We start from the raw sequence: 21,132 nt of genomic DNA, 5'->3' as shown, positions 1-21,132 counted from the left end.
GCCGATCTTGACTTCACCTGCCTTGATGTCTGTGTTGTCCATCATGGCGATCGAGCACTGCCGCACCGCGACCCTTGGCGGTCACGTGGAGGCCTGCGAGGATGCGGCCAGTGGGTCCCAAGCCAGCCCGCACGATAACAGCGACGCATCGGGAAATTTGGCCAGGCCCTCAAGAATTGTGTCCGTCGCCTTCACCAGGCTCTCGGGCGTGAACTGCCCAAAAAAAGGAATTGGATCGAAGGAGAAGTCGTACTCTCCAAGATCCGGTGTGTCCTTTTCCCCGACCTTCTTCTTCGATTTCGATGCCAAGGCTGGTACGCTTGCCCCGCCTCAGCGCGCGCCCGTCTTGGACACCTCCGCCTTTGAATGGCTGTTATGGCGCGAGGCAGACAGCCGATTTGCACGCGATAGTACATCGCCGCCCTCTGCGAGTGTCAGGCAGCATGTTCGTTCGAGGCGTGACGCCCAAAAGCGGACGGCCCGCGGTCAGGCCAGCCGCTTGAATGGCGTTTCGGCCCAAAGCACAGGCTCGGTTATGCGGTAGAATTGTCGCGTCGCGATCAAGGCTGACGGGCTGACATCAACCATCAGACCGATGATCGTCATATCACCATGTGCGAGCGCAGGCCCAAGCTGCTTCGGATTCCAGCCAATCGATGCGAGGCGGTCGAACCAGTACTCCTCGCACACGATTGTCAGATTGCTGATATGTCGCTGGATACAGAATTCCAAAATTCCGCAGTAGATCACGCCGGCTGCCTGGCAAGGTCGGCCGGGCTCACGAAGATCCCGCGCCACGAAGAACCTGGTCCATTCAAAGATATTGGGTCGGCGCGGAACGCCGCCCTCGGCGAGTTGCGGAAAGGTTTCGCTCATCAGATGGGGCCGAAGGCTCGGCACGAAACGGGATCCGGCAACGACGCCTCTTCCTGGCTGGATGCCGAGCAGATGAATCGCTTCTGGAGTATCGAACGCGTCGATCTCGCGACCGTCGGGGCGTCTCAGGTCCTGCCATCCACGTTCATCGACATAGATTTCATGCCGCAGGCGGAAGTAGCTGTCGAGATCCCCTCGATAGGCAAAGCTGTTTGACGCGTCGACGACATGGACCTGAATCATTGCGGTTCCTCGAGATGGAACCCCATCCGACCACGCGACGATTGCCCGGGAAATACCCAGATCTGGGGATGGATCAAAGTTCGATTTCGTGCCTGCGAAACGCCTCGACGATCGCGTGCACAACGTTGGCGGTACTGAGCTTCTGCTTGATGTTGCGCAGGTGGGTCGTCACAGTGTTTTCCGAGATGCCAAGTATGCGGGAAACCTCCCATGCGGTCTTTCCTCCCGCGACCCACTGCAGGATTTCACGCTCTCGTTGGGAAAGCTTTTGTCTCGGCCGCCTGCGCGAGTTGCCAACGAGGCGTTCGGCAGCCGAATAGGCATGGCGCGCAAGGGCATGAATGGTGCAGCGCACCGTCGGCGCCAAATCAATTTCATTTCCGGCAACCGTTACACAGGCCGGATCGCCAAACGCAGGCTGGATCGGGATACAGATCCCGTCGCAAAGCCCAAACTCTTTCGCTTCATCCATCACCCTCCTGGCATTTCGGTCCGTCAAGCCATGATGGACGTCCCGCCAGAGGAAGGGCCCGATCGCGCCACGGCACACAGCAACACAAGGGTCATGGCGATAGTGTCCGGCAGCCATATAGCGATCGTACCATTCCTGCGGCCAACCGTTGACAAGGATGTGTCCATCCAGTGATCCGGTGTCCTGGCGTGGCAATTCGGTGACGAGACAGGCTGCGTAGCCGTGACATTCGATGCTCTTGCGCAGTTGCCGAATGATCTCGGGGGCGCTGGTTGCACGGTCAATCTGCGCGGTTGCTTCAAAGATTTGTATTAGCTGGTCCTGTAAGACGCCCCCGTGAACCGCCGCCATTGTAGGCCCTTTCAATGTACTGAGACAAAGAAAACAAAATAAATAACTTAGGTCCGACCGCAACGTCCGTCATGACTTTTGACTACTATAGTAGGTGGCACTAAAGGGCGCGTTCTGACTGCCTCGCCGCATGAGGCTGAGGTCTGTTTTTGCTCGCAATCTGAGGTTGCTTCGCCAGGGCACCGGCTTGTCGCAGCAGCAGCTCGCGGACCTTGCCGGCCTCGACCGCAACTATGTCGGCAAGCTGGAGCGGGAGGAAAACTCACCGACCGTCGACACGCTGGAGGTACTGGCGTTGGCATTGCAAGTTGACGTGGAGCAGCTCATCCGTCGAAACTCGCCGTGATGCGCTGGTCAGCAGGCCGCCGAGAGCATCAGGATTTTCCCTTGCGCCGCTCACGCGGCGCCACAGCACGGTCACCAGCTAGGGCTCGGGCGTTTTTGCCGGGCCGTTTCGTCAGCTCCTCGATGTCGACGCTCAAAGCGGTGGCAAGCTTTGCGAGCGACAGGAGTGTGGGATTGCGACGGCCGGCCTCGAGACCACTCAGATAGGCGCGCGTGAATCCTGAACGGAACGACAGTTCCTCTTGAGAGAGGGCCTGTGCGCGCCGAATCCTCTGTACGTTGAGGCCGACAACCAACCGTAGGTCCATGACGGCATGGTCGTCGCTGGGCACACTTTAGGACGACACACTATAATGAACATTCGTCATTGACAGGCGCGGCCATTGCTGCTTTCCTCATCATATTAAGGAACGCCATTCCGAAATAAGGAACACCAGTGACAGGAAATCTTTCGTTGGAACGTGGGCTTGCGGTTCTCAATGTCCTCAAGGAAGCGGACGAAGCTGTCGGGGTGCGCGAACTCGCCCGCCGGCTTGAGCAGAGTGCTCCCGCCGTGCAGCGAATTCTGAATACTCTGGCAGAGCAGGGCTATGTCGAGCAGTCGCCTGACTCGCGGCGCTACCGGCTGGGTCACTCCGTGCTGGCGCTGGCGCGGAAGGTCCTGGGCAGAGATCGCCTGGTTGGTTTGGCTGAAATCGAACTGCAGGCGCTGGCCGCCGAAGGGTGCTTCAACGCATTCCTCGGGATCAGGCGGGGCAGCTGCGGAATTTATCTCCTGACCGTGCAAAGCAAGAGTCCGGTCGTCATTCGTTCTTCACCTGGCGAGACCTTCCCCTTGCATTCCACCGCGTTGGGCAAGGCGCTCCTGATGGAGCTGAGCGGCGAGGCGGTCATTGCGATTCTTGGACGAGGTCCACTGGAGCAGGTTGCCGTACGCACAGTCACCGATCCGCACAAGCTCGTTGCTCAAATCAGAGCGTCCGAGCCCATTGGTTACACAACATCCCTGGACGAGAACTTTACCGGGCTGATTGCGGTCGGCGCACCGCTTCGCGATGCATCAGGCACAATCATCGCGGCCATAAGTGCGGCCTACCCCCGGTCAGTGGGACCGCATGTGGAGATCGCTGAAATTGGAGAGGCAGTAATGGCGGCTGCGGCGCGCATTTCCGCCGGCCTCGGCTTTCTGGAAGCAAAACAGGCTCGGGATTCCCATCATGCTGCTTAACGAAGCGCGCCTGAAACAATGCATGACGGCAGCCGGGCTTGACGCAATTATAGCGACTGCCCCGGAAAACGTGACTTACATGAGCGGCTTCTGGGCTCTGCCGCAATGGATCCGTCGCGGCCCGCAGGCTTATGTGGTGTGGCCGGCTCCTGACAAGGGCACGCCTGAAATCATCGCCAGCTCCAGCACCCTCGACCTCGTTGCCGATCAGGAACTGTGGGTAAGGAAGGTTCGGCGCTATGGCGATTTTTATGCCGATGTCGGTTCCTCGACCGCCGTGGACCTCGCCAATGAACGGCACCTCCAGCTTCGAGACCTGCCGAGGCATGGCGATGCCATCGCGGCTTTGGTCGCCGCATTGGAAGAAGCTCAGCTCGGCCGTGGGCGGATCGGCATAGACGAGGCCGGGCTCGCACCAGGATACCAGGAAACCCTCAGAGCCCATTTTCCCAATGCGTCGTTCCTACCAGCCACCGCATTGCTTCGCGAGGTTCGTGCCGTAAAAACGGCAGATGAAATCGAACGGCTCGGCCAAGTTGCCCAGATTGCCGAACGCTCCATTCAAGCAGCACTCAGCGTTGCTCAGGAAGGCGCCACCGAAGCAGATCTGGCGCGCGCTTTTCATGTCAGGACGGTCGAGGAAGGCGCCCTGCCCGTACTGGGATGCATCGGCTTTGGCGAGCGCAGCGCGCTCATGAACGTCCAGCCGTCTGACCGCAGGTTGCGCGCTGGAGAAATCATCCGCTTCGACGTCGGTGGCCGGTTCCGGCACTACCGCGCCGACATTGCCCGCATCGCCACGCTGGGCGAGCCGCCGCCGCAGGCGCATCGACTTCAGCAGGCGCTGCTGCGCGGCGTTCAGCATGCGTGCGACATTATCCGTCCGGGCATGGCAGCAGCACAGCTCTTCGAGACGGTCGTGCGTGTGGTGAGGCGCGAAGGAATTGCCCACTACGAGCGCGATCACGTCGGACATGGCATCGGCCTTGATGGTTATGATGCGCCGACGCTCTCGGCGCGCAGTACAGACATCCTTGAAGAAGGAATGGTGCTGTGCGTGGAGACCCCTTACTACGAAATCGGCCGCTGGGGACTCCAGGTGGAGGACATGGTGGTTGTTCGCGAGCGCGGAGTGGAGCGGCTGACGCAGACGCACGATGCAATCACCCGGGTGCCGTTATGAGCCGCGCGGCAGGGTTTTCCTGTATTCGATGCGGCGCCTCGTTCCGGATCGATACCAAGATCGACTCGCGCGGCTGCCCGAAATGCTGTGCCGAAGCACCGGCCAATCTTAAGGTCGTCTACGATCCGTCCGGAGCTACATCGGCCGCTTCCGCAGCGGGTGCCGCCCTGCCCTCGCTCTGGCGCTATGCCGACATGCTTCCTTGTGGACTGAGCGATGCAATCTCCTTGGGCGAGGGCCTGACGCCGTTGCTGAGCGCCGAGAAGCTGGGAAAGCAGCTCGGCGTCCCCAAGCTGCTTATCAAGGACGAGGGCGCAAACCCTACCTGGTCCCACAAGGACCGCTTCTCGACGGTGGCGGTGTCGATGGCACGTTTGAGTGGCGCACGCGTGGTGGCGACTGCTTCGTCGGGGAACGCCGGGGCCTCACTTGCCGCCTATGCTGCACGGGCGGGCCTGAAATGCGTCGTTGTCACATTCTCAGGCACCGCCGGCGCAATGTTGGCGCAGATCCGCAAATACGGCGCAAGCGTCATATCCCTGGCCGACAAGTCCCATCGCTGGCCATTGCTTGCCGCTGGTACCGAGCGCCTCGGATGGTTTGCAACATCACCGTTTCACAGCCCCGTGGTGGGCAGTCATCCTGTCGGGATCGAGGGCTACAAGACCCTGGCTTACGAAATCGTGGAACAAATGCACGGTGCAGTGCCGGACTGGTGCGCCTTGCCTGTTTGCTACGGGGACGCGCTTGCCGGGCTGTGGGCCGGATTCAAGGATCTTCTCAGCCAAGGCAAGATCGAGCGGTTGCCGAGACTCGTGGCGGCGGAAGTGCATGGATCTTTGGCCAGAGCCCTTGCCGGCAAGGGAGATCTGGTTGCCGAAGTCCCCGCAAGCTTCGACACGCTTGCCATCTCGATCGGCACCACACGAAGCACGTTTCAGGCGCTCAACGCCCTGCGTGAATCTGGCGGCACGGCAATGCCGGTCGGCAATATCGGCTTGATAGCGATGCAGCAGCAGCTTGCGGCCACCGAGGGTGTTTTTGCCGAGCTAGCCTCGGTGACGCCATTTGCAGCTATCGAATCCTTGAGGCGAGAAGGCACCATCGCGCGGTCGGACAGCGTCGTTGCCATCGTGACAGCGAGCGGCCTCAAGGATTTGGATCGTTCGACCGGTCCGAACAAAGCACAACCATCGTTTCAGTCAGTTGCCGAAGCGTGGGAATACGTTGCCGAGGGCCGTGACTATTTCACGCCCTCACTTGAACGGCGCGCGACCAAGATGTCCTGAAGAGAAGATAGAGGCGATCATGAACGGATGCGATTTTTTTCTGATCGATTGATGATCTCGTCCACCATTGGACGGTATTGCGACTTTTCTAAAAGCTATCCAGGAGAGGCAAATTCAACTCGCTTAGCGAGCGGAATCTCGATTCAAACATGATGTAAGGGGAATGTTCATGCTTCGGAAAACGCTCATCGGCTGGCTCGCAGCCCTCAGTGTCGCAATGGCAACTCAGACGATGGCTGAGGAAACGCTCAGAGTCGGCGTCACGCCAACCGGAGTGCCGTTCACGTTTGTCGACACCGCAACCCAAAAGCCGACAGGCGCGATGGTCGATCTGGCAAGTGCGATTGCCGCGAGCCTTGGCACGACCGCCGATTTTCAAATAAACGCTTTTCCAGCCCTGATCCCGGCACTGACGACCGACAAAATCAATCTGATTTCCGCCAGCATGTTCATAACGGACAAACGAAAGCAGGTAATCGATTTCAGCACGCCGGTTTACGCCTATGGCGAGGCGATGTTTGTTGCTGCCGGCGATAGCAAAAACTACACGATCGAGGAACTCAGAGGTGCGACCGTCGGGGCGCAGATCGGCTCGACCTACGCTGATGCTCTGGAAGCGCTTGGCGTCTTCGGTCAAGTCAAGCTCTACGACTCAATCGCTGACATGATGCGCGATGTGGTTCTGGGCCGCATCAAGGCCGGTTTCGGTGACGCCCCGATCGTCGCATATCAGCTTTCAAAGAATCCCGGCCTGGGTGTTCGCCTCGTCGACGGTTATCAGCCGATGAAAAAAGGCGAGGTCGCGTTGGCAGTTGCCAAGGAAAATCCACTGCTTCTCGAAAAGGTGAATGCCTCCATCGCCAAGCTGAAGGAAAGCGGCGAATTAAGCCGAATATTTGCCAAATATGGCCTTTGAGGCCGACCCGCACTGACCTCGACAGAAGCGCCGGCTGGCAGGACCAAAGGATCGCATCGGAATGACCGGCTTTGACGGCCGGGGTACGTGCCAAGAGGAAGCCGGCCATGACCAAATTCATCGCGCATGCAACGGAATATCTGCCGCTTCTTCTTAACGGCGTTTGGCTGACCGTCATGATAACCCTTCTTGCGCTGTGTCTTGCGACGGCGCTCGGCCTTGTCTGGGCGCTGTTCAGGACATCGGGGATACGCTGTCTCGCCGTGCCGACGCGGCTCCTTGTCGACTTCGTGCGCGGCATACCATTGTTGGTGGTTCTCTTTTATATCTACTTCGTCGCGCCCGAGATCGGCATCAACCTGACTGCGCTCCAGGCTGGCACGATCGGGCTGGGGCTGGCGCACTCCTGCTATCTCGGGGAAACCTTCCGGGCTGGCATCGAGGCGGTCGATAAGGGTCAGGTCGAAGCGGCAAAATCGATCGGCATGAAGCGTCCGTTGATGATGCGCCGCGTCGTGCTGCCGCAGGCATTCAAGATCATCCTGCCGCCTTACGCCAACAATATGGTCATGCTGCTGAAGGACTCCTCGCTTGTCTCGGTGATTTCGGTTCAGGAGTTGACCATGCAGGGCAAAATGCTTGCGTCGTCCACATTCGACAACATGACAGTTTTTACCTTGGTGGCACTGCTTTACCTGTGCCTGACGGTTCCGCTGAACCTGTTTATGCGTAGAATCGAAAGCTATCTTGGGGCGGCGGGATGATCACCTTTGAAAACGTGCACAAGTCCTTCGGCTCCCACGAAGTCCTCAAGGGAATCAACGCCGAGATCGCCAAAGGACAGGTCGTATGTCTGATTGGGCCCTCGGGTTCCGGCAAATCGACGCTTCTGCGATGTGTGAACGGGCTTGAGACCTATCAGCGCGGTCGCATCAGTATCGACGGCACCGTAGTCGATGCCGCCTCGCCCCAGGTTCACGCCATCTGCACCCGCGTTTCCATGGTTTTCCAACGTTTCAACCTGTTTCCGCACCGCACAGCCCTGGAAAATGTCATGGAAGGGCCGCTCTACGTGCTGAAGGAAAATAGGAACCAGGTCCGGGAGCGGGCCACGGCATTGCTCAATCGCGTCGGGTTGGCCGACAAGACGAATGCCTATCCCGCGTCATTGTCGGGGGGTCAACAGCAGCGCGTGGCCATCGCCCGTGCCCTGGCGATGCGCCCACAGGCCATTCTTTTCGACGAGCCCACCTCCGCACTTGACCCGGAAACGGTCGGCGAGGTCCTGCAGGTCATGCGCGCGCTCGCATACGAGAACATGACCATGCTCGTGGTTACGCACGAAATTCAGTTCGCCCGCGAGGTTTCCGACAGCGTCCTCTTTCTCGACGGCGGCCGGATCGTTGAGCAAGGTCCGGCCAAGGAACTGCTTCGAAATCCGAGACACGAACGCACTAAGGACTTTCTTCATCGGGTTATGCACCCCGTCTGAGTGTTGGCCAGCGCTGCCTTGTCGCGTCAAGGCTCCGAATTCAGACCTGTCGCTCCGCAGGGGACGGGCCCTCAAACTCTGCGAGAACGCCGCTTAAAGTTCTGCGGTTCCAAGGGAATCTCGTCCATGCCGTCTCTTCGGCCGGATGAATTTGCGTGAGAACAGTTGGTTCAAGAGGAATTGAAATTGGCCAATCCTTCAAACCGGCGAGCCAGTCGGGGTTGTAGACTGTATCTGAATGACGATGCCCTTCATCTGGCATTATCACGACGGTGGAGGCTTCCGGATTGTGCCTGGCGAACCAGGCGCCGACCAAGGCTGCGGCGCCGCTGGTCGGCCCCATGAACAGCCCGTGATCGCGAAACAGCCCATGCGCCATTGCGTAGGCCGGCAATGCGCCCACCCAATGAATATCGTCGATCATCTCATGACGAACATTTTCCGGCAAAACACTGTTGCCCAGCCCGCGCAACATGCGACGTCCGACAGGCTGGCCAAAGAGCATGCTTCTGTGGGTATCGACTGCAATCATCCTGAGATCAGGAAAGAGCTCACGAAGGAAGCCTCCGGTTCCACAAAGCGATCCCCCAGTGCCCACGCAGCCGACGAGGCAATCGATACGGCCGAATGATCGAACAACGAGGTCGGCCAGGCGCGCGTATGCCAGGCGGTTTTCCGGACTGTCGTATTGCCGAGGCCAATACGTGCCCGGGCTATCTTGCAGCGTCTGCTGAAGATACTGGAGCCGACCGCGCTGATTGCCGTCTCCTTGAGGATCGTCGATGGCCATGACTTTGGCACCAAGCTGTTCCAGTCGTCGCCTGAGTTTCAGGTCGATGAGGCTGGAGGCCGTGACGAGCGTAAGCCCATAGCCACGGGCGGCAGCCAGCATGGCGATGGCCAGGCCGAACGTGCCCGACGTCGTTTCGATGATGTGACCTTCCCGCCTGAGGCGCCCTGACGCTTCCGCCTGATCGACCATGAATCGGGCGGGCATCAGCTTCATAAGGGAAAAGCAGGCGGCGTTGAGGTTAGGTGCGAGTTGGGCAAAACGCGGCGTCTCGTAGGCGCGTAAATAGTCTTGCGCCGCGCTCACTGGATTAGCCTCGTTTCGGCATTAAGGGCAAACGTATGGACGCCTTGGAGACCTGTGCCGCTCACCTGCCTTGCGAGCTCAGCAGCGCGCATGGCCGCCCTGGGCGCAGTCGCATCCAGAAGGATGCCGATCAACGTGCCACTGTGGGCCACCTGCACACCGCACGCGTCATGCGCCCGCGCTATATCCAAAACGGTGTTGAAGGATGCCTTCGGCAGGTGCTTCTGACTGATACTGGCGCTGATGGTCGCGACACGTCCAAGCAAGCGGGGATCTTGTTGCCGGATTGAGCGATACGCCAATCCGCGCAGAACACGGAACAGCCCGATTTCCTCACTATCGTAGCGTGCTCGTCGCATGCCTAGCGTGTCGATTGGCCGGGCATTGCTGTCCCTGAAACCCACCACGAGAAAGGGCGGGAACTCGCCTCCGAAATGTTCGATTGTACGGCCTTCCCGGTGAGCGAAGAGGAGAGCTTGATCGCAGTAAGCGATGGCGTCGCTTGCGCTTTCCGCGGCAACGGCCAGTCGCGCAACAGTTGACTGGCGCAGCGTGACGTGCGCCGAAGCCGCGACCGCGCGGATCGAGGCAATGACGTCTGCCGTGGAGGAACCGTAGCCGTGCCCTACCGGGATAGAGCTTTCGATCGTCAATTCTCCCCCTCTTCCAGCTACCCCGACATGCTCGAGCGTGAGGGCCGCCGCGCGCGCCGCTTTGATCCGGTTTGCGGGTCGCGGCCGAATGCCATCTTGTTCATCCGGCCAGAAGGTCGCTAGCGACCCTTGCGACGTCAGCGGAAGCGTGACGAGTCCGCGACAAAGCCGTCCCTTGTCCGCTTCAAAGACGCCTTGGAGGAATTCCCCGTGGTGGGCGTGTGCCCGACCGACTCCTACCACCAGAGGCCATGCGACAGTCTCGTTTTTGATGTTGCTCGAATGTGTCTGCTGGCCGGATCTCGGTGTGCTTGTCTGTGTCACCGCATCATCTCCTCAGCATGGCACTGGGCGATGATGCGTGCGACTGACCCGTGCTGTCACTCGCCAAATCTTGGTAGTGCCATTGGCAAGCACATCATGCAAAGATACGGACAAGATTCCCCCACCAATTGGAGCCTCCAATACTGGAGTAGACACAGCAGCACTCGTTTCGGGAACGGTTGGCCTTGCGGCCAACCATTCCGAAACGAGTGCGGCCATGCACGGTGTTTTCAGTATTGCTCTTGTAAGGAGGGTTGGATTGCTCAGCCTGAGTCAGTACTGAGATCTGGCCATAGCCCACAGCGGCCTCACCCAGGCGTCGGCGCTTTTAGCTCCTTGCCTCTGCGCGTCTTGCCCGCTAGGCTGCGGGTGTCCTTGCAAAACTGGAACTATACTCCATAATTGCAAGGATGATTGAACGTCGCATCAGCACTGAACTGACCGAGATGCTGGACAGCATGCCCGCTGTGGCGACCTTGCCCAGATCTGCCAGAATAGCGTCCATCGGCGTGCTGGCGAGCTCGGGCCAAAGCGGCACGAGTTGATTGCATTCACATAAGCGGCGTGATGACGGTCGTGATGGATCATCGATCGCCATTGCAGACCATACCCTACTCCAGACCCTACTCCAGTTGTACCGGAAATAGCGTCGGTAGACATTGGGCGGCCCGGACGTGTTAGCGCACATCCGGGCCTAATTTCACCACCTAGCGGTGGGCGTCGTGATCACTTGGCGGATATTTGGGAGGTCCTTTCCTCTCAGGCGCAAATGGCTGAGCTTTTTGGTGTTTCGCTGAAGACAATTAGCGAACACCTCCAGAACCTCTTCAAGTCGGGCGAGTTGTCCGAAGAAACAGTTCTCCGGAAATCCCGGATAACTGCGGCAGACGGGAAGGCCTATCTAACGAGCCTCTATGATCTCAATGCCATCATTGCGGTGGGCTACAAGGTCAACAGCAAGAAGGCGGCGGAGTTCCGAAAGTGGTCGGCCACCGTTCTCAAGGGTTACATTCAGGACGGTTACGCGCTTAACGGAAAGCGGCTGAATAGCGATCCGAGGGCGCTTCTGAAGTTGGCCCGAGAGGTCCGGGCCATCCGGACTTCCGAAACGAACCTTTACACCCAGGTTCGCGAGACATTCGCGGAGTGCTCTATAGACTACGATCAGGATGATCCGGCGGCGCGGACTTTCTTCGCAACCAGCCAGGACAGTTTTCATTTCGCGGTTTCTGAGCAGACAGCTGTCCAAATTATCATGTCAAGAGCCGACGCGACCAAGCCAAAACATGGGCCTGACAGCCCTAGGCAACCGCAAGCCGACAGCTGCGGATGTGACGATTGCTAAGAACTATTGTTCCCCGGATGAACTCCGCAAGATGGAACTCATAGGAGAGGCTTGGCTGCTCTATGCCGAAGGCATGGCGATCCAAGGCAAGCAGGTATCGATGCTGCGGCTTCTGGAAAAGCTGAAGGAACTCGTCGCACAGTACGAATTTCCAGTCTTTCCTGGTTACAAAAGTGGCGGTCCACGTCGGCCAGACGCAGACAAGTTCGCGAAGACGCAACTTCAATTGTTCAAGAAAACCGGCAACCGGTTGCCGCGTCCAACCGCATAACCTGTCGGCCCGCCGCCTTCGGGGTAGCTTTCCTTGAGGCGGCGGTTTCCTCGCCGGTACGACTGCCAAAATGGCTGGACTTAAATTTGCTACGGTCGCATTCTCCCCTTGGGGAGAGGGGCGTGGGCAAACGTCGCTATCAAGACAATGAGTACAATCGCCGAAGGTATGGCAGGCGCCATCGTTCGCGTGACACGCCGTTATGGGCAAAGATCGCGACTGGCGGCACGATCCTGGCTGGCCTGCTTGCCTTTGAATTTGGTTCCGCCGCTGTAGGCTGCGGCATCAAGGGCAACATCAGCTACAACACTGGCGAGAAAATCTATCACGTTCCGGGACAGGAATATTATTGGGAGACGCGCATCAATCTGCTGAAAGGCGAGCGCTGGTTTTGCTCGGAGGAAGCCGCGCGCAAAGCGGGATGGCGGAAATCCAGGGTTTAGACAAGGGTCCAACGCGCGGACGCCCATCATGCAAGGTCACATCTTTGTTGATCTTAAGCGATGCGCTCACCGCACCATACATCAAATGCGTTTCCGCTTTTGTGGGCGCTTCGATGCCCTTTGCGCGGAGTAGGACCAGCGCTATCTCCTCAGCACTCATTGGCGCCGTGGCGGTCCTCAGAACGTCGACGGCGGCACGCATGATATAGCCGCGCTTGAACAGCGGGTTTGGATTGTTGCGACGCTTGACGGAGATGGCGCGGGGCATTGAAGCCAGGTTCCAACAGATGCAAGACCGCCTCGACATGCTTCATCTCTTCAATGAGCTTCGCGGCCTGCTTCTCGTTGCGCCTGATTTTCGCGCCGATCTCACCGTGAAGGCGGATTAGCGCCTAGAGCGCTGGTTTGTGATCCATGGCCAAAAGGTAGGCCAAGATCGGGGTCAATTCTTGTGGCGGTTGCGCCATAATACCGCAAAACTGTACGCCAACTCCGCCTCGGCAGCCGTAGTGCCCGCGATCAGGAAGCACAACGAGTGGGGCCCAAACGCCCGCGATAGTTTCATTGTTTACAGCACGCCACCTTCACTTGAATATTTTCAGAACATGCGAATCGCTCAACACAGCCGTGTAGGGCCCATCCGTTAGAACTCCCGGAGCACCATTGATTGCGGACCGCGGATTATAATAGGCGCCGGTACCCTCAGTGATATCGACATCGAACGAGTATGCCCAATCAAGATTCGCAAGCTCGGGAGTTGGGTACTTCTCCACTGACCTCTTGCACAAAAGAGCCGTTCAGTAGGCTAGCGCGGACCCCGTTGTGAACGACCTGGCAGGTCACGCTACTAAATGGGCTCGGCACTTTTTTGACCGAGCGCATCACTAACCTCCGGGGCCGCATCTCGCAGCGCGATTACCAGATCGACGAACTCAAATCTTGCCGTTTGATGAAGAAGCGGAGGCGCCGCTGGTTCCCAACATAGGCACCACGGCAGTCGGCGGAAACGACGGGCCGACCCCTGTTGGCAGATAGCAGACCGGCGCAGGCCCAGCACGCAATCGGGCCCGCGCCCCGGCAAAGGAGCTGTTCGCGGTAGATTATGGGCAAACGTGGACGTCTTTCTACGCGGTCGCGTCCGTCTCACTTCCTCATCGACCTCGCGCACCGAAGAACCTCGACGAGCGGAAGCTCGACCACGACAACCATGCCCAGCACGACGGATCAGGGCACCGGCACGACGAACAGCGGGACCAACATGTCCGGCGATCAGGGCACCGACAAGACGACCACCCGCGGCACCACAAATCCGAACTCGGCCAGGGACTGCGCGCCCGGCCAGCAGACTGGCAGCGCGTAGCAGGCGGCGCCTAGTCAGCAGAACACGGCAGCCAACACCGCCGCGCCGGGCCAGGTGAAAAAGACCGGCGAAGGTTGCTGATTGGCACATCGGCTCAGGTTGGAATCACGGGCGTGTGGCTGGCTGGTCTCGGCCGACCACGACCAACTCGGTTGGCGAGAAAGTTGCCGCCAGCCGAGCATCAGTTCAGGAATCTCTACGCTTGAAGCGCAACGCAGCGGCGAGACCGAACCGCCAGGCTGTTCCTGGCCAAGAGCAGCTCGCTTTAGGTTGTAACCGCCACTGCATAGAGAGCGATTTGTCAACACCCGTTTCGATGTTCCGCATAAACCCGTTCGGTCGTGTGTTCCGCTCACGTAATCCGAGCTCGACCGCAAGCCGGCGCACGATCGCTGGGCTTGTCCCACCACCCGCAATATGCCGAAGGCGTCGTGCCTCGACGGCGATGCGGGCGTCCCGGTTTATGGAGGGTGTCGCGGCTTGAGAGTTCGATTGCGACCTCACCGGCCCTGCATATCGTCGCGCACGAATCTCTTGTCGTCGAAGCGGTGGTGATGACGGAGGCACAGGGTGGCGACGCCTTGATCGATGCAGGATCTACCATGGACCGCGACCGTCGGGAGGAGTTCCTCGCCGGGTTCCTCACCCTTGCCGTCTCGTTAGAGCCTGAACTGCACCGCTATTGCTCGCGTCTCATGGGGTCGGTCATCGACGGCGAAGACGTTGTGGAGGATCTTTGCTCGAACCCTCGTTGCGCTCGACCAGTTGCGCAAGATTCCGCAGCTGCGACCCTGGTTCTTCCGGATTGCCCATACCCGTGCGCTGGACCTGCTGCGCAGCCGTGCGATGCGCGCAGCAGAGCCTATCGAGGCGGCCCTTGAACTCGTTGTCGACGCCGCTCCGGACCCCGTGAAGATTTTGATGCGCCAGGAAGCGATACAAACTGGGGTGTCTCGCTCTACGGAACTCCCGATCCTCCAGCGCAGCGTCATTATCCTGAAGGATGTGCTTGACGAGCCGCTGACTGAGATCGCCGGTTTGCTCGACATCACGGTCGATACCGTGAAGGGGCGAATCTCCTGCTGCTTCCGCTAACTCGACGTTTTATCAGCGGGCGCTAATTATTGGTCCTCGGGTGAACAACCTTAGAAGAGCGACATGCTGAAACCATCGTGGAACAACGTTCGAGAAAGCCGACTTCTATCTCTTTTTCGCAGCTATGCTGATCGTATCACAACGCGGCGGGTCACACGCAAACTTGATTCATACGGAGATTGGCTGAGAGCCCTCACCCTGACGCTCCTCCCGACAAGGAAGGCTCATCACTGCAATGCTTGCGATCGCGGTGTGGCGGGTTTTTACCGTTTCGGGCGATACACGCTTATTTGCCCGCTTTGTCATGCCCTGGATCGTGAGCGGTTTTTGATTTGTGCTCTAGACCGTAAGCTTCTCAGGCTACCGGCGGGACCGCTTAGAATTCTCCAGATTGCGCCGAGCGAGAAGGGGCTTTCAAAGAGACTATCTCAGGCGGGCAACCTTATTAAAGGCGATATCGAGCCCGGACGGTACGGCCCCGATACCGTGCAGGTTGACCTGATGAATATGAACGGCATCAGCGATCTCGATATTGTCGTCTTGTGTCATGTCATGGAGCACGTACCTGACGATCGGCATGTTTTTCGGCAAGTTTGGTCATCCCTTAAGCCTCGAGGACAGGTCTGGATCCAAGTACCGCTTATCTATCGTCAAACGCTCGAAGCGATGCCATCCATGTCACGGAGCGAGCGCGACGAACGCTTCGGCGGATCAGATCACGTGCGAGCCTACGGTCCCGATATCAAGGAGCGTATCGAGGACGTGGGTTTTACGGTTGCTCGAATAAATTCAGACCATATACCTGCCGCCGATCGCGAGCGTCTTGGGCTTCTCCCCGATACTCTCTTTATTGCCGAACGGCCCGAGTAACACAATTCGGATTGAGAGCGCGACGTTCCCGACGCCATCCTTGGTGGCGATCATCGCTACTGTGGGCAGGCGCATCACCTGTGACCTCTGCCTTCGGAGGGCAGCTCTCGCCCTCGATGTCGGGCGCTGGCGCCTGCGAGTGCAGTGTCATGCTCCACCGCAGGTTGCACAAGCTATCCCCTCCTGGACTTCACTCGACCTGTAGGCTTGGCCGGATAAACGCGGCCGACACCCGGATCAGAGGCCGATGACTTCAACCCCCTGTCGGCCCATTCTTGGGGATTTGCGGGGCATAGACCACGCGACCACCCAACTTTGGATAGGCAGGTCCGGTGCCGTACGTGCGATGCTTTTCAAGCGTCCGGGGGAAAGGCCGACAAGTTTGGCGGCCTCCTCCGTCTTGAGCAGACGAGGGGGAAGGTGTCTGATCGTGACATGTTTTCTCCTTTCTGTTCGCACCAGATGCAGGTGCGCCGAGGAGAGGCTTACAATTTAGCGAATGCTCCAAGCCCCGCCGGTTGCGCCCTCTCTGCACACGCCCCCGGACAAGTTTACTCGCCGTCGCAGTATGAAGTGGTGCTGCGTGGTCAATTGGCCATGCGGCTGTGACGGGGCACCTACTGCGGCAATCATCGAGTGCTCATCACGCTTTGGCTCGGTGTTTCGACGAAACAGAAACAAAAGAAAAGGTGCAAACCCGTGTGCACGGCATGTGCACATCGCTCGGTAATTATTTGTTTCCGCCCAGTCCATCATCGTCCCGACTCGCTTCCGAGTTCGTGGTGCTCGATCTCGATTTGCTGTCAGGCCGCTTGGCGACGATAGCAAAAGAATGCCTTCTCAATGGGGGCGTCTTGCGATGTAGCGGCCTTCCGCTACCATCTTCAAACCGTGCGGCCCGGAGACATGGGTAACAGTTGTGCCTAAGACATGGGTGACTCGTGCCGAAGGGGTTGTCGTAGGTCTGCAAGGTCCTCTGTTCCAAGTCGATATATCTGAGATCATAGTGCATGAAGGAGACGAGCCAAATGCCGTCGTCGACTTCGTGATTCCGAGCCTCTGGCCGGCGAGCACGGTGGAGATGTTGATCTTCTTCCTGTGCATGCAGATGCCGCCGCAGGGCGGCGCTCCTCCTCCTTGTGTCTCGCCGCCGCCACGTCATTGCCAGGCAGCCGGAGGGCAACGGCCGTGGCCAACTCAGTAGTCCGCGTCCGATCCCACGGCTGATCTCGCAACGCGGTCGACCTTTCCGCGCGCATAGCTAGGCATCTTGACTGCAATGATGGAGAGAATGCCGATGACTACGCCGGCGATTACATCTATTAAATGATGACCGCCTTCAGGCAGAGTGGCCACGATCATGGCGGCATTCACCATAGCCAACACGACAAAGAGTGGCCGGATGTTCCGCGCGGCATAGACCACCGCCAATCCAAGTGCCGTGTGGAACGACGGGAACGTTACGAGCCCTGTGCCTTTAGTCATAATCAGATCAAACGGCTCGCCTGATCGCAGCGCCATAAGCACATGATGGTGCCACATTCCGGCATTAGTGGTGAAGTTCGAAAATTGCCCCGGCGCCGGCTTGAAATAGGCATAAGCGCCTTCTGCTGGCGCCAAAGCCATCATCGCGCCCGTGAAGACCGAAGCAACCGCTAGAAGAGCGACAAACTCCAGTGCTCGTTCTCGTTGGTTTCTCACCGCGAGGAATAACAGAACGAACGGCATTTGGAACGCGAGCGCGTGATAAGCAAAAACCAGGACGGACGCTGTAATTGGCTTGTTGGTCGTGGCGAGGAACCACTGCCAGTCGAAACCGAGGGCGGAATCGATAGAAGCTAGAACCGGGTCCGCCAGAGGCCTTGAGGTGGCCGACGCCAGGTACATGAACACGGTCGTGGTGATGGCGAGCGGAATGAAAGCTGCTGCGGAAACGACCACAATTCTCAGGCAGCCACAAAGATATTTGATTACGCTCGCAATTGGGCTTGTGTCAGATCGCACTCTGTGGAGCGCAATTGCCGATGCCATCCAAGATGCACTGAGGACAAGGGCCACCTTGCCTATGTCAATCCAGTTCCTCGGTGAAAAATCGACTGTAGAAAGTGGCAGCCACAAAATGTCAATCAACCCGAAAAGAGCTGTAACCAAGGCAATAATTACTAAGTGGTTTCGAGTAGACTGGGGATCAGCATGGGGCACAGTCACTGCCACCAGTACAATGAGGATAAAGATGGAATGAGCATTGGCGTGGTCTGCCCATACGCGTCGTATTCGGGGAACACCGCTCGCAAGACCCTCTCCTCGTTCACGAGCCGCCGATATTGGAAAGCGAGGGCAATGGCGCAGATTGCGACGGTCGCCCATGTCGCATTGCCGAGAAGAATGCCGAGCAGGACGATCGCTTCGCAGACATAGAGCGGGTGGCGCACGATCTGGTAAGGGCCTGCCGTGACGAGCCGTCTGGCCTGCGCAGTGATGCTGAAGGATCTGCCGAGCCACCACAGGCACAAGATGCAAAGCGCGAAACCAACTATGGTGGTCAGGTCCGCAACAAACTCGATCTGCGGAGTTGCCTGGATGCGAGGGACCGCGATCAAAGTTGCGGTGGCAAAGCATCCGATGAGCGCGGAGATTCGCGGTTCAATTCCCTGCGCTGTTCCCAGGGGCGGAAGACGCGCCACTGTCATTCCAACGATGAGCACGAGAAAGCCGGCAGCGGCGACATCTGCGGTGAGATCGATAATCCACGCCACTGTCCATTCTGCGCCGGCAAGAGCTACCAAGAACGTTTCGGCCTTCAAAGTCGCGCAGAACGTGAAGTAGAGTGTCATCGTTGCACGCCCGACGAAATCACGTATCTCTGGTGGAGGGAGCTTCATTGATTCTGCCCTTCGGGATCACTGGATAGGCGAGTTGCTCGACGTAAGTTGATGGAATCGGATCATCGACGCCATAGCGCTCCGGGACAGCGTTACCGGGCAGGTACATGGTTCCGAGGAGCGCATCGATCAATGAAAGTTGACCTGCGAAGTTCTTGTCGTATGCCGCGCGCTCGTGAGCGTGATGCCAATGATGGAACTGGGGTGACGCGATCAACCACCGAAGCGGGCCGATGTTCAGCCTGACGTTGGCGTGCAGCAAAAGTCCGTGGACGTGAAAAATTATTGCAAACAGGGCGATCGCCGGACTGCTGAAACCCAGCAGATATACAGGCACGAGCGACGCGCTCTTTGTCAGAGCCTGGTCAATAGGATGAATCCTGTGCGCCGCCAACCAGTCCAGTTCTTCAATGCTATGATGAATCGAATGGAAGCGCCACAAAAAGGGAACGGCGTGAAAGGTGCGGTGGGCCAGGTAAAAGCCAACGTCCGCAATGACAATGATCTCTGATACCTGGAGCCAAACAGGTTGCGATGATACTGCGCTGCCGACATAGGCCGGCACCAGCCGCCCCACCGTACTCGTTGCTAGCGTGATAGCCGCGATCAGGCCAAGGCTTATCGGGATGCCATTAAACAGCGCATAGATGAGATCGTTGAAAAAGGCTTTCCTGAGTATCTTTTGATGGGGGCGCAGAGCGAACAGGTATTCGATCGGAACGAAGATCAGAACCGCAATTAAGAGCGCTTTGATATTCAGAATGTCCATACGGCGTCCCGCCGGCAAGACGCAATCCAAGCACTTCGCCAATTTGAGCGCAAGCTAATGGTTCTCGGAGATTAGTTGAAAAGGTAATTTGCGTGCCAAACATGTCAGGCTGAGAGCCTGCCTAGTGGATGGAATCTAACACTTGGTGCCCGCGTTTGACGGCGGCAATGATCTTGTCGGGGTCGGCGATCCAAGAGAAGGGTTGGGGTTGCTGGTTGTGCTCTACGAAGCGGTTGATTGCCGCTTGGAGGTCGAGAACGGAATGGAAGACGCCGCGCTTGAGGCGACGCTTCGACAACTTGGCGAAGAAACCCTCGACCGCGTTGAGCCACCGGTGCGGTCGAGCGCCTGGATCTGGCTCTTCTCGTCGACCGACAGCACGATTGCGTGAGCCGGCGGATCGACATAGAGGCCGACGACGTCGCGCAGCTTGTTGACGAACTGGGGATAGTTGGAGAGCTTGAACTGGCGCCAGCGGTTGGGCTGCAGCCCGTGCGCCTTCCAGATGCGACGCACAGCGCTTGCGCTGATGCCAGCCGCTTGCGCCATCATGTCGGCGGTCCAGTGCGTCGTCTCGTCCGGCAGATTGACAAGCGTCAGCGCCACCACGCGCTCGGCCACCTCGGGTCCGAGCGCGTGGTCGGCGTCCTCGGCGATTACGGCGGCTGATGATCCTCGAACCAGAATGATGACTGGCGTCGCGAGATAGTTCCCACCGACGGCAAGGGAAAATGCGATGTCATGACGATACGTCTATTGTCCGAGCAAGCCTCCAGGAATGCCCACCGCGTCCGACGTGCCTGGTCAGGGTCCGTGTCGTAACGAAAGCTCCAGTCGGGGTATATGCATTGCATCGGCCAATGCATGAGATCGCCGGAAAACACTGCCCCTACGCCTCGAGATCTCAGGCCGATGGCTACGTGCCCCGGGGTGTGGCCCGGCGTCGGCTCCAGCCACACTTCGCCATCGAGTTCATAATCCATATCGACAAGCACAGCCCGACCAGCCTCGACGATTGGCAGCACATTGTCCTCATAGGTCCGTTCGTCGGCATCGCCGGAGGCGGCCTGTGCGGCCTCGAACTCGCGCCGCGCCATGATGTAGCGGGCGTTCGGGAATGTCGGTGTCCAACGCCCGTCCACCAATCGTGTGTTCCAGCCGCAATGGTCGATATGAAGATGGGTGCACAGCACATAGTCGATCTGCTCGGGAGCAACACCTGCATTCGCCAGGCGCGCCAAAAAGGTGCCGTCATTGCGGCGATGCCAATGCCGGAAGTATGCGCACGTCTTGTCGTTGCCGACGCAACTGTCGACCAGAATGGTGTGGTGGCCGGTACGAACCAGAAAACTCTGGATGGGAAGAATAAGCCGGCCGGTTGCCGGCGATATCAATCGGGGCGTGAGCCAATGAAGATGCGGTTCGAGTGCTTCGTCGGTGCAGTCGGGGAACCATTCCGACGGCGTCCGCAGAGGGTCGCACATCTCCAGAATTCTGGTTACCCAGATATTCCCGATTCTCCAATCGTCCATTGATGCGATCCTTCTTCGATCGAGGACGGATCGCTAGATATAACATTTGCGGCAAGATGGCGTCAGACCTTTCTTCCGATAGGAAGACGGAGGCGCT

25 protein-coding genes and 3 pseudogenes are annotated in these 21,132 nt (G+C 58.5%); 14 read left to right on the top strand and 14 right to left on the bottom strand.

Translation table 11 applies throughout. The features are described 5' to 3' along the window. Positions 1-81 precede the first annotated feature (81 nt). From NKH90_RS11575 to NKH90_RS11565, 3 genes are all read right to left on the bottom strand, one after another. Positions 82-309 (bottom strand): hypothetical protein, encoded by a 228-nt coding sequence (locus NKH90_RS11575; RefSeq protein WP_352772136.1) that lies wholly within the window; start codon positions 307-309, stop codon positions 82-84. A gap of 177 nt (positions 310-486) precedes the next feature. Next, positions 487-1,119: an acyl-homoserine-lactone synthase gene (locus tag NKH90_RS11570; protein WP_352503485.1), complete on the bottom strand. Its 633-nt coding sequence runs from the start codon at positions 1,117-1,119 to the stop codon at positions 487-489. 73 nt (positions 1,120-1,192) lie between these two features. Continuing rightward, positions 1,193-1,942 carry an autoinducer binding domain-containing protein gene (locus NKH90_RS11565; protein WP_352819448.1) on the bottom strand — a complete coding sequence of 250 codons (750 nt, stop codon included), beginning with the start codon at positions 1,940-1,942 and terminating at the stop codon, positions 1,193-1,195. Positions 1,943-2,072: 130 nt separating this feature from the next. Between NKH90_RS11565 and NKH90_RS11560 the strand changes: the two genes are divergently transcribed. Continuing rightward, positions 2,073-2,288: a helix-turn-helix domain-containing protein gene (locus tag NKH90_RS11560; RefSeq protein ID WP_352819446.1), complete on the top strand. Its 216-nt coding sequence runs from the start codon at positions 2,073-2,075 to the stop codon at positions 2,286-2,288. 28 nt (positions 2,289-2,316) lie between these two features. Here the strand turns inward: NKH90_RS11560 and NKH90_RS11555 are convergent, their stop codons facing one another. Beyond that, a complete protein-coding gene (locus tag NKH90_RS11555; protein ID WP_352819444.1) occupies positions 2,317-2,595 on the bottom strand; it encodes a helix-turn-helix domain-containing protein in 279 nt (92 codons plus the stop codon). A 128-nt stretch (positions 2,596-2,723) separates the two neighbouring features. Between NKH90_RS11555 and NKH90_RS11550 the strand changes: the two genes are divergently transcribed. The 6 genes from NKH90_RS11550 to NKH90_RS11525 all read left to right on the top strand — a co-directional run bounded on the left by NKH90_RS11550 (position 2,724) and on the right by NKH90_RS11525 (position 8,395). Continuing rightward, on the top strand, positions 2,724-3,515 hold the full coding sequence (locus tag NKH90_RS11550) for an IclR family transcriptional regulator (protein WP_352819442.1): 792 nt from the start codon (positions 2,724-2,726) through the stop codon (positions 3,513-3,515). Further along, complete coding sequence (locus NKH90_RS11545; RefSeq protein WP_352819440.1) at positions 3,505-4,698, top strand: M24 family metallopeptidase; 1,194 nt, start codon at positions 3,505-3,507, stop codon at positions 4,696-4,698. Before NKH90_RS11550 ends, NKH90_RS11545 begins: the two co-directional genes overlap by 11 nt. Further along, positions 4,695-5,987, top strand: a complete 1,293-nt coding sequence (locus NKH90_RS11540) for a threonine synthase (RefSeq protein WP_352819438.1) — start codon at positions 4,695-4,697, stop codon at positions 5,985-5,987. The genes NKH90_RS11545 and NKH90_RS11540 overlap by 4 nt, the downstream gene beginning before the upstream one ends. Before the next feature lie 169 nt (positions 5,988-6,156). Then, positions 6,157-6,903 carry a substrate-binding periplasmic protein gene (locus tag NKH90_RS11535; RefSeq protein ID WP_352472981.1) on the top strand — a complete coding sequence of 249 codons (747 nt, stop codon included), beginning with the start codon at positions 6,157-6,159 and terminating at the stop codon, positions 6,901-6,903. A 107-nt stretch (positions 6,904-7,010) separates the two neighbouring features. Beyond that, on the top strand, positions 7,011-7,667 hold the full coding sequence (locus tag NKH90_RS11530; protein WP_352542328.1) for an amino acid ABC transporter permease: 657 nt from the start codon (positions 7,011-7,013) through the stop codon (positions 7,665-7,667). After that, a complete protein-coding gene (locus tag NKH90_RS11525; RefSeq protein ID WP_352819435.1) occupies positions 7,664-8,395 on the top strand; it encodes an amino acid ABC transporter ATP-binding protein in 732 nt (243 codons plus the stop codon). Before NKH90_RS11530 ends, NKH90_RS11525 begins: the two co-directional genes overlap by 4 nt. A gap of 40 nt (positions 8,396-8,435) precedes the next feature. Here the strand turns inward: NKH90_RS11525 and NKH90_RS11520 are convergent, their stop codons facing one another. From NKH90_RS11520 to NKH90_RS11510, 3 genes are all read right to left on the bottom strand, one after another. Further along, positions 8,436-9,491, bottom strand: coding sequence for a cysteine synthase family protein (locus tag NKH90_RS11520; RefSeq protein WP_352819433.1), 1,056 nt, complete (start codon positions 9,489-9,491; stop codon positions 8,436-8,438). Beyond that, positions 9,488-10,387, bottom strand: coding sequence for a GHMP family kinase ATP-binding protein (locus NKH90_RS11515; RefSeq protein WP_502898823.1), 900 nt, complete (start codon positions 10,385-10,387; stop codon positions 9,488-9,490). The genes NKH90_RS11520 and NKH90_RS11515 overlap by 4 nt, the downstream gene beginning before the upstream one ends. 439 nt (positions 10,388-10,826) lie before the next feature. Continuing rightward, positions 10,827-11,066: a hypothetical protein gene (locus NKH90_RS11510; protein ID WP_352503479.1), complete on the bottom strand. Its 240-nt coding sequence runs from the start codon at positions 11,064-11,066 to the stop codon at positions 10,827-10,829. A 171-nt stretch (positions 11,067-11,237) separates the two neighbouring features. Between NKH90_RS11510 and rhuM (NKH90_RS11505) the strand changes: the two genes are divergently transcribed. The 7 genes from rhuM (NKH90_RS11505) to NKH90_RS11475 all read left to right on the top strand — a co-directional run bounded on the left by rhuM (NKH90_RS11505) (position 11,238) and on the right by NKH90_RS11475 (position 15,852). Beyond that, positions 11,238-11,813: a RhuM family protein gene (gene rhuM, locus NKH90_RS11505; protein ID WP_352819429.1), complete on the top strand. Its 576-nt coding sequence runs from the start codon at positions 11,238-11,240 to the stop codon at positions 11,811-11,813. Beyond that, on the top strand, positions 11,755-12,084 hold the full coding sequence (gene rhuM, locus NKH90_RS11500) for a RhuM family protein (protein WP_352819427.1): 330 nt from the start codon (positions 11,755-11,757) through the stop codon (positions 12,082-12,084). The genes rhuM (NKH90_RS11505) and rhuM (NKH90_RS11500) overlap by 59 nt, the downstream gene beginning before the upstream one ends. 122 nt (positions 12,085-12,206) lie before the next feature. Next, on the top strand, positions 12,207-12,527 hold the full coding sequence (locus NKH90_RS11495) for a sunset domain-containing protein (protein WP_352503919.1): 321 nt from the start codon (positions 12,207-12,209) through the stop codon (positions 12,525-12,527). Positions 12,528-12,742: 215 nt separating this feature from the next. Further along, positions 12,743-12,916, top strand: coding sequence for a hypothetical protein (locus tag NKH90_RS11490; protein WP_352819425.1), 174 nt, complete (start codon positions 12,743-12,745; stop codon positions 12,914-12,916). An 818-nt stretch (positions 12,917-13,734) separates the two neighbouring features. Continuing rightward, complete coding sequence (locus tag NKH90_RS11485) at positions 13,735-13,887, top strand: hypothetical protein (protein WP_352819423.1); 153 nt, start codon at positions 13,735-13,737, stop codon at positions 13,885-13,887. Between the two features lie 723 nt (positions 13,888-14,610). Further along, positions 14,611-14,982: an RNA polymerase sigma factor gene (locus tag NKH90_RS11480; protein WP_352819421.1), complete on the top strand. Its 372-nt coding sequence runs from the start codon at positions 14,611-14,613 to the stop codon at positions 14,980-14,982. A 63-nt stretch (positions 14,983-15,045) separates the two neighbouring features. Further along, entirely contained in the window at positions 15,046-15,852 is an 807-nt protein-coding gene (locus NKH90_RS11475) for a methyltransferase domain-containing protein (RefSeq protein ID WP_352819419.1), read from the top strand. Between the two features lie 173 nt (positions 15,853-16,025). Here the strand turns inward: NKH90_RS11475 and NKH90_RS11470 are convergent. From NKH90_RS11470 to NKH90_RS11445, 7 genes and pseudogenes are all read right to left on the bottom strand, one after another. Then, a pseudogene (locus NKH90_RS11470) lies at positions 16,026-16,281 on the bottom strand (helix-turn-helix transcriptional regulator). A gap of 511 nt (positions 16,282-16,792) precedes the next feature. Then, positions 16,793-16,971 (bottom strand): annotated as a pseudogene (locus NKH90_RS34835) (transposase); the annotation flags it as partial. A 78-nt stretch (positions 16,972-17,049) separates the two neighbouring features. Then, entirely contained in the window at positions 17,050-17,793 is a 744-nt protein-coding gene (locus NKH90_RS11465; RefSeq protein WP_352819418.1) for a phosphatase PAP2 family protein, read from the bottom strand. Positions 17,794-18,056: 263 nt separating this feature from the next. Further along, positions 18,057-18,686 (bottom strand): methyltransferase family protein, encoded by a 630-nt coding sequence (locus tag NKH90_RS11460; protein WP_352819416.1) that lies wholly within the window; start codon positions 18,684-18,686, stop codon positions 18,057-18,059. A gap of 19 nt (positions 18,687-18,705) precedes the next feature. Then, positions 18,706-19,503: a sterol desaturase family protein gene (locus tag NKH90_RS11455; RefSeq protein ID WP_352472989.1), complete on the bottom strand. Its 798-nt coding sequence runs from the start codon at positions 19,501-19,503 to the stop codon at positions 18,706-18,708. A 121-nt stretch (positions 19,504-19,624) separates the two neighbouring features. Next, positions 19,625-20,136 (bottom strand): annotated as a pseudogene (locus NKH90_RS11450) (IS630 family transposase); the annotation flags it as partial. 23 nt (positions 20,137-20,159) lie between these two features. Further along, positions 20,160-21,035, bottom strand: a complete 876-nt coding sequence (locus NKH90_RS11445; RefSeq protein WP_352819415.1) for an MBL fold metallo-hydrolase — start codon at positions 21,033-21,035, stop codon at positions 20,160-20,162. Between the last annotated feature and the right edge of the window lie 97 nt (positions 21,036-21,132).

Source organism: Mesorhizobium sp. M0898, assembly GCF_040319695.1.
Classification (GTDB): domain Bacteria; phylum Pseudomonadota; class Alphaproteobacteria; order Rhizobiales; family Rhizobiaceae; genus Mesorhizobium.
This window is presented reverse-complemented; position numbering and strand designations above follow the sequence as displayed.

What these genes read in the sequence shown, in the direction of transcription:
- NKH90_RS11570 (WP_352503485.1), bottom strand. Translation starts at nt 1,119, where the DNA reads ATGATTCAGGTCCATGTCGTCGACGCGTCAAACAGCTTTGCCTATCGA.
- NKH90_RS11565 (WP_352819448.1), bottom strand. Translation starts at nt 1,942, where the DNA reads ATGGCGGCGGTTCACGGGGGCGTCTTACAGGACCAGCTAATACAAATC.
- NKH90_RS11560 (WP_352819446.1), top strand. Translation starts at nt 2,073, where the DNA reads ATGAGGCTGAGGTCTGTTTTTGCTCGCAATCTGAGGTTGCTTCGCCAG.
- NKH90_RS11555 (WP_352819444.1), bottom strand. Translation starts at nt 2,595, where the DNA reads ATGGACCTACGGTTGGTTGTCGGCCTCAACGTACAGAGGATTCGGCGC.
- NKH90_RS11545 (WP_352819440.1), top strand. Translation starts at nt 3,505, where the DNA reads ATGCTGCTTAACGAAGCGCGCCTGAAACAATGCATGACGGCAGCCGGG.
- NKH90_RS11540 (WP_352819438.1), top strand. Translation starts at nt 4,695, where the DNA reads ATGAGCCGCGCGGCAGGGTTTTCCTGTATTCGATGCGGCGCCTCGTTC.
- NKH90_RS11535 (WP_352472981.1), top strand. Translation starts at nt 6,157, where the DNA reads ATGCTTCGGAAAACGCTCATCGGCTGGCTCGCAGCCCTCAGTGTCGCA.
- NKH90_RS11530 (WP_352542328.1), top strand. Translation starts at nt 7,011, where the DNA reads ATGACCAAATTCATCGCGCATGCAACGGAATATCTGCCGCTTCTTCTT.
- NKH90_RS11525 (WP_352819435.1), top strand. Translation starts at nt 7,664, where the DNA reads ATGATCACCTTTGAAAACGTGCACAAGTCCTTCGGCTCCCACGAAGTC.
- NKH90_RS11510 (WP_352503479.1), bottom strand. Translation starts at nt 11,066, where the DNA reads ATGGCGATCGATGATCCATCACGACCGTCATCACGCCGCTTATGTGAA.
- rhuM (WP_352819429.1), top strand. Translation starts at nt 11,238, where the DNA reads ATGGCTGAGCTTTTTGGTGTTTCGCTGAAGACAATTAGCGAACACCTC.
- rhuM (WP_352819427.1), top strand. Translation starts at nt 11,755, where the DNA reads ATGGGCCTGACAGCCCTAGGCAACCGCAAGCCGACAGCTGCGGATGTG.
- NKH90_RS11485 (WP_352819423.1), top strand. Translation starts at nt 13,735, where the DNA reads ATGCCCAGCACGACGGATCAGGGCACCGGCACGACGAACAGCGGGACC.
- NKH90_RS11475 (WP_352819419.1), top strand. Translation starts at nt 15,046, where the DNA reads ATGCTGAAACCATCGTGGAACAACGTTCGAGAAAGCCGACTTCTATCT.
- NKH90_RS11460 (WP_352819416.1), bottom strand. Translation starts at nt 18,686, where the DNA reads ATGACACTCTACTTCACGTTCTGCGCGACTTTGAAGGCCGAAACGTTC.
- NKH90_RS11455 (WP_352472989.1), bottom strand. Translation starts at nt 19,503, where the DNA reads ATGGACATTCTGAATATCAAAGCGCTCTTAATTGCGGTTCTGATCTTC.
- NKH90_RS11445 (WP_352819415.1), bottom strand. Translation starts at nt 21,035, where the DNA reads ATGGACGATTGGAGAATCGGGAATATCTGGGTAACCAGAATTCTGGAG.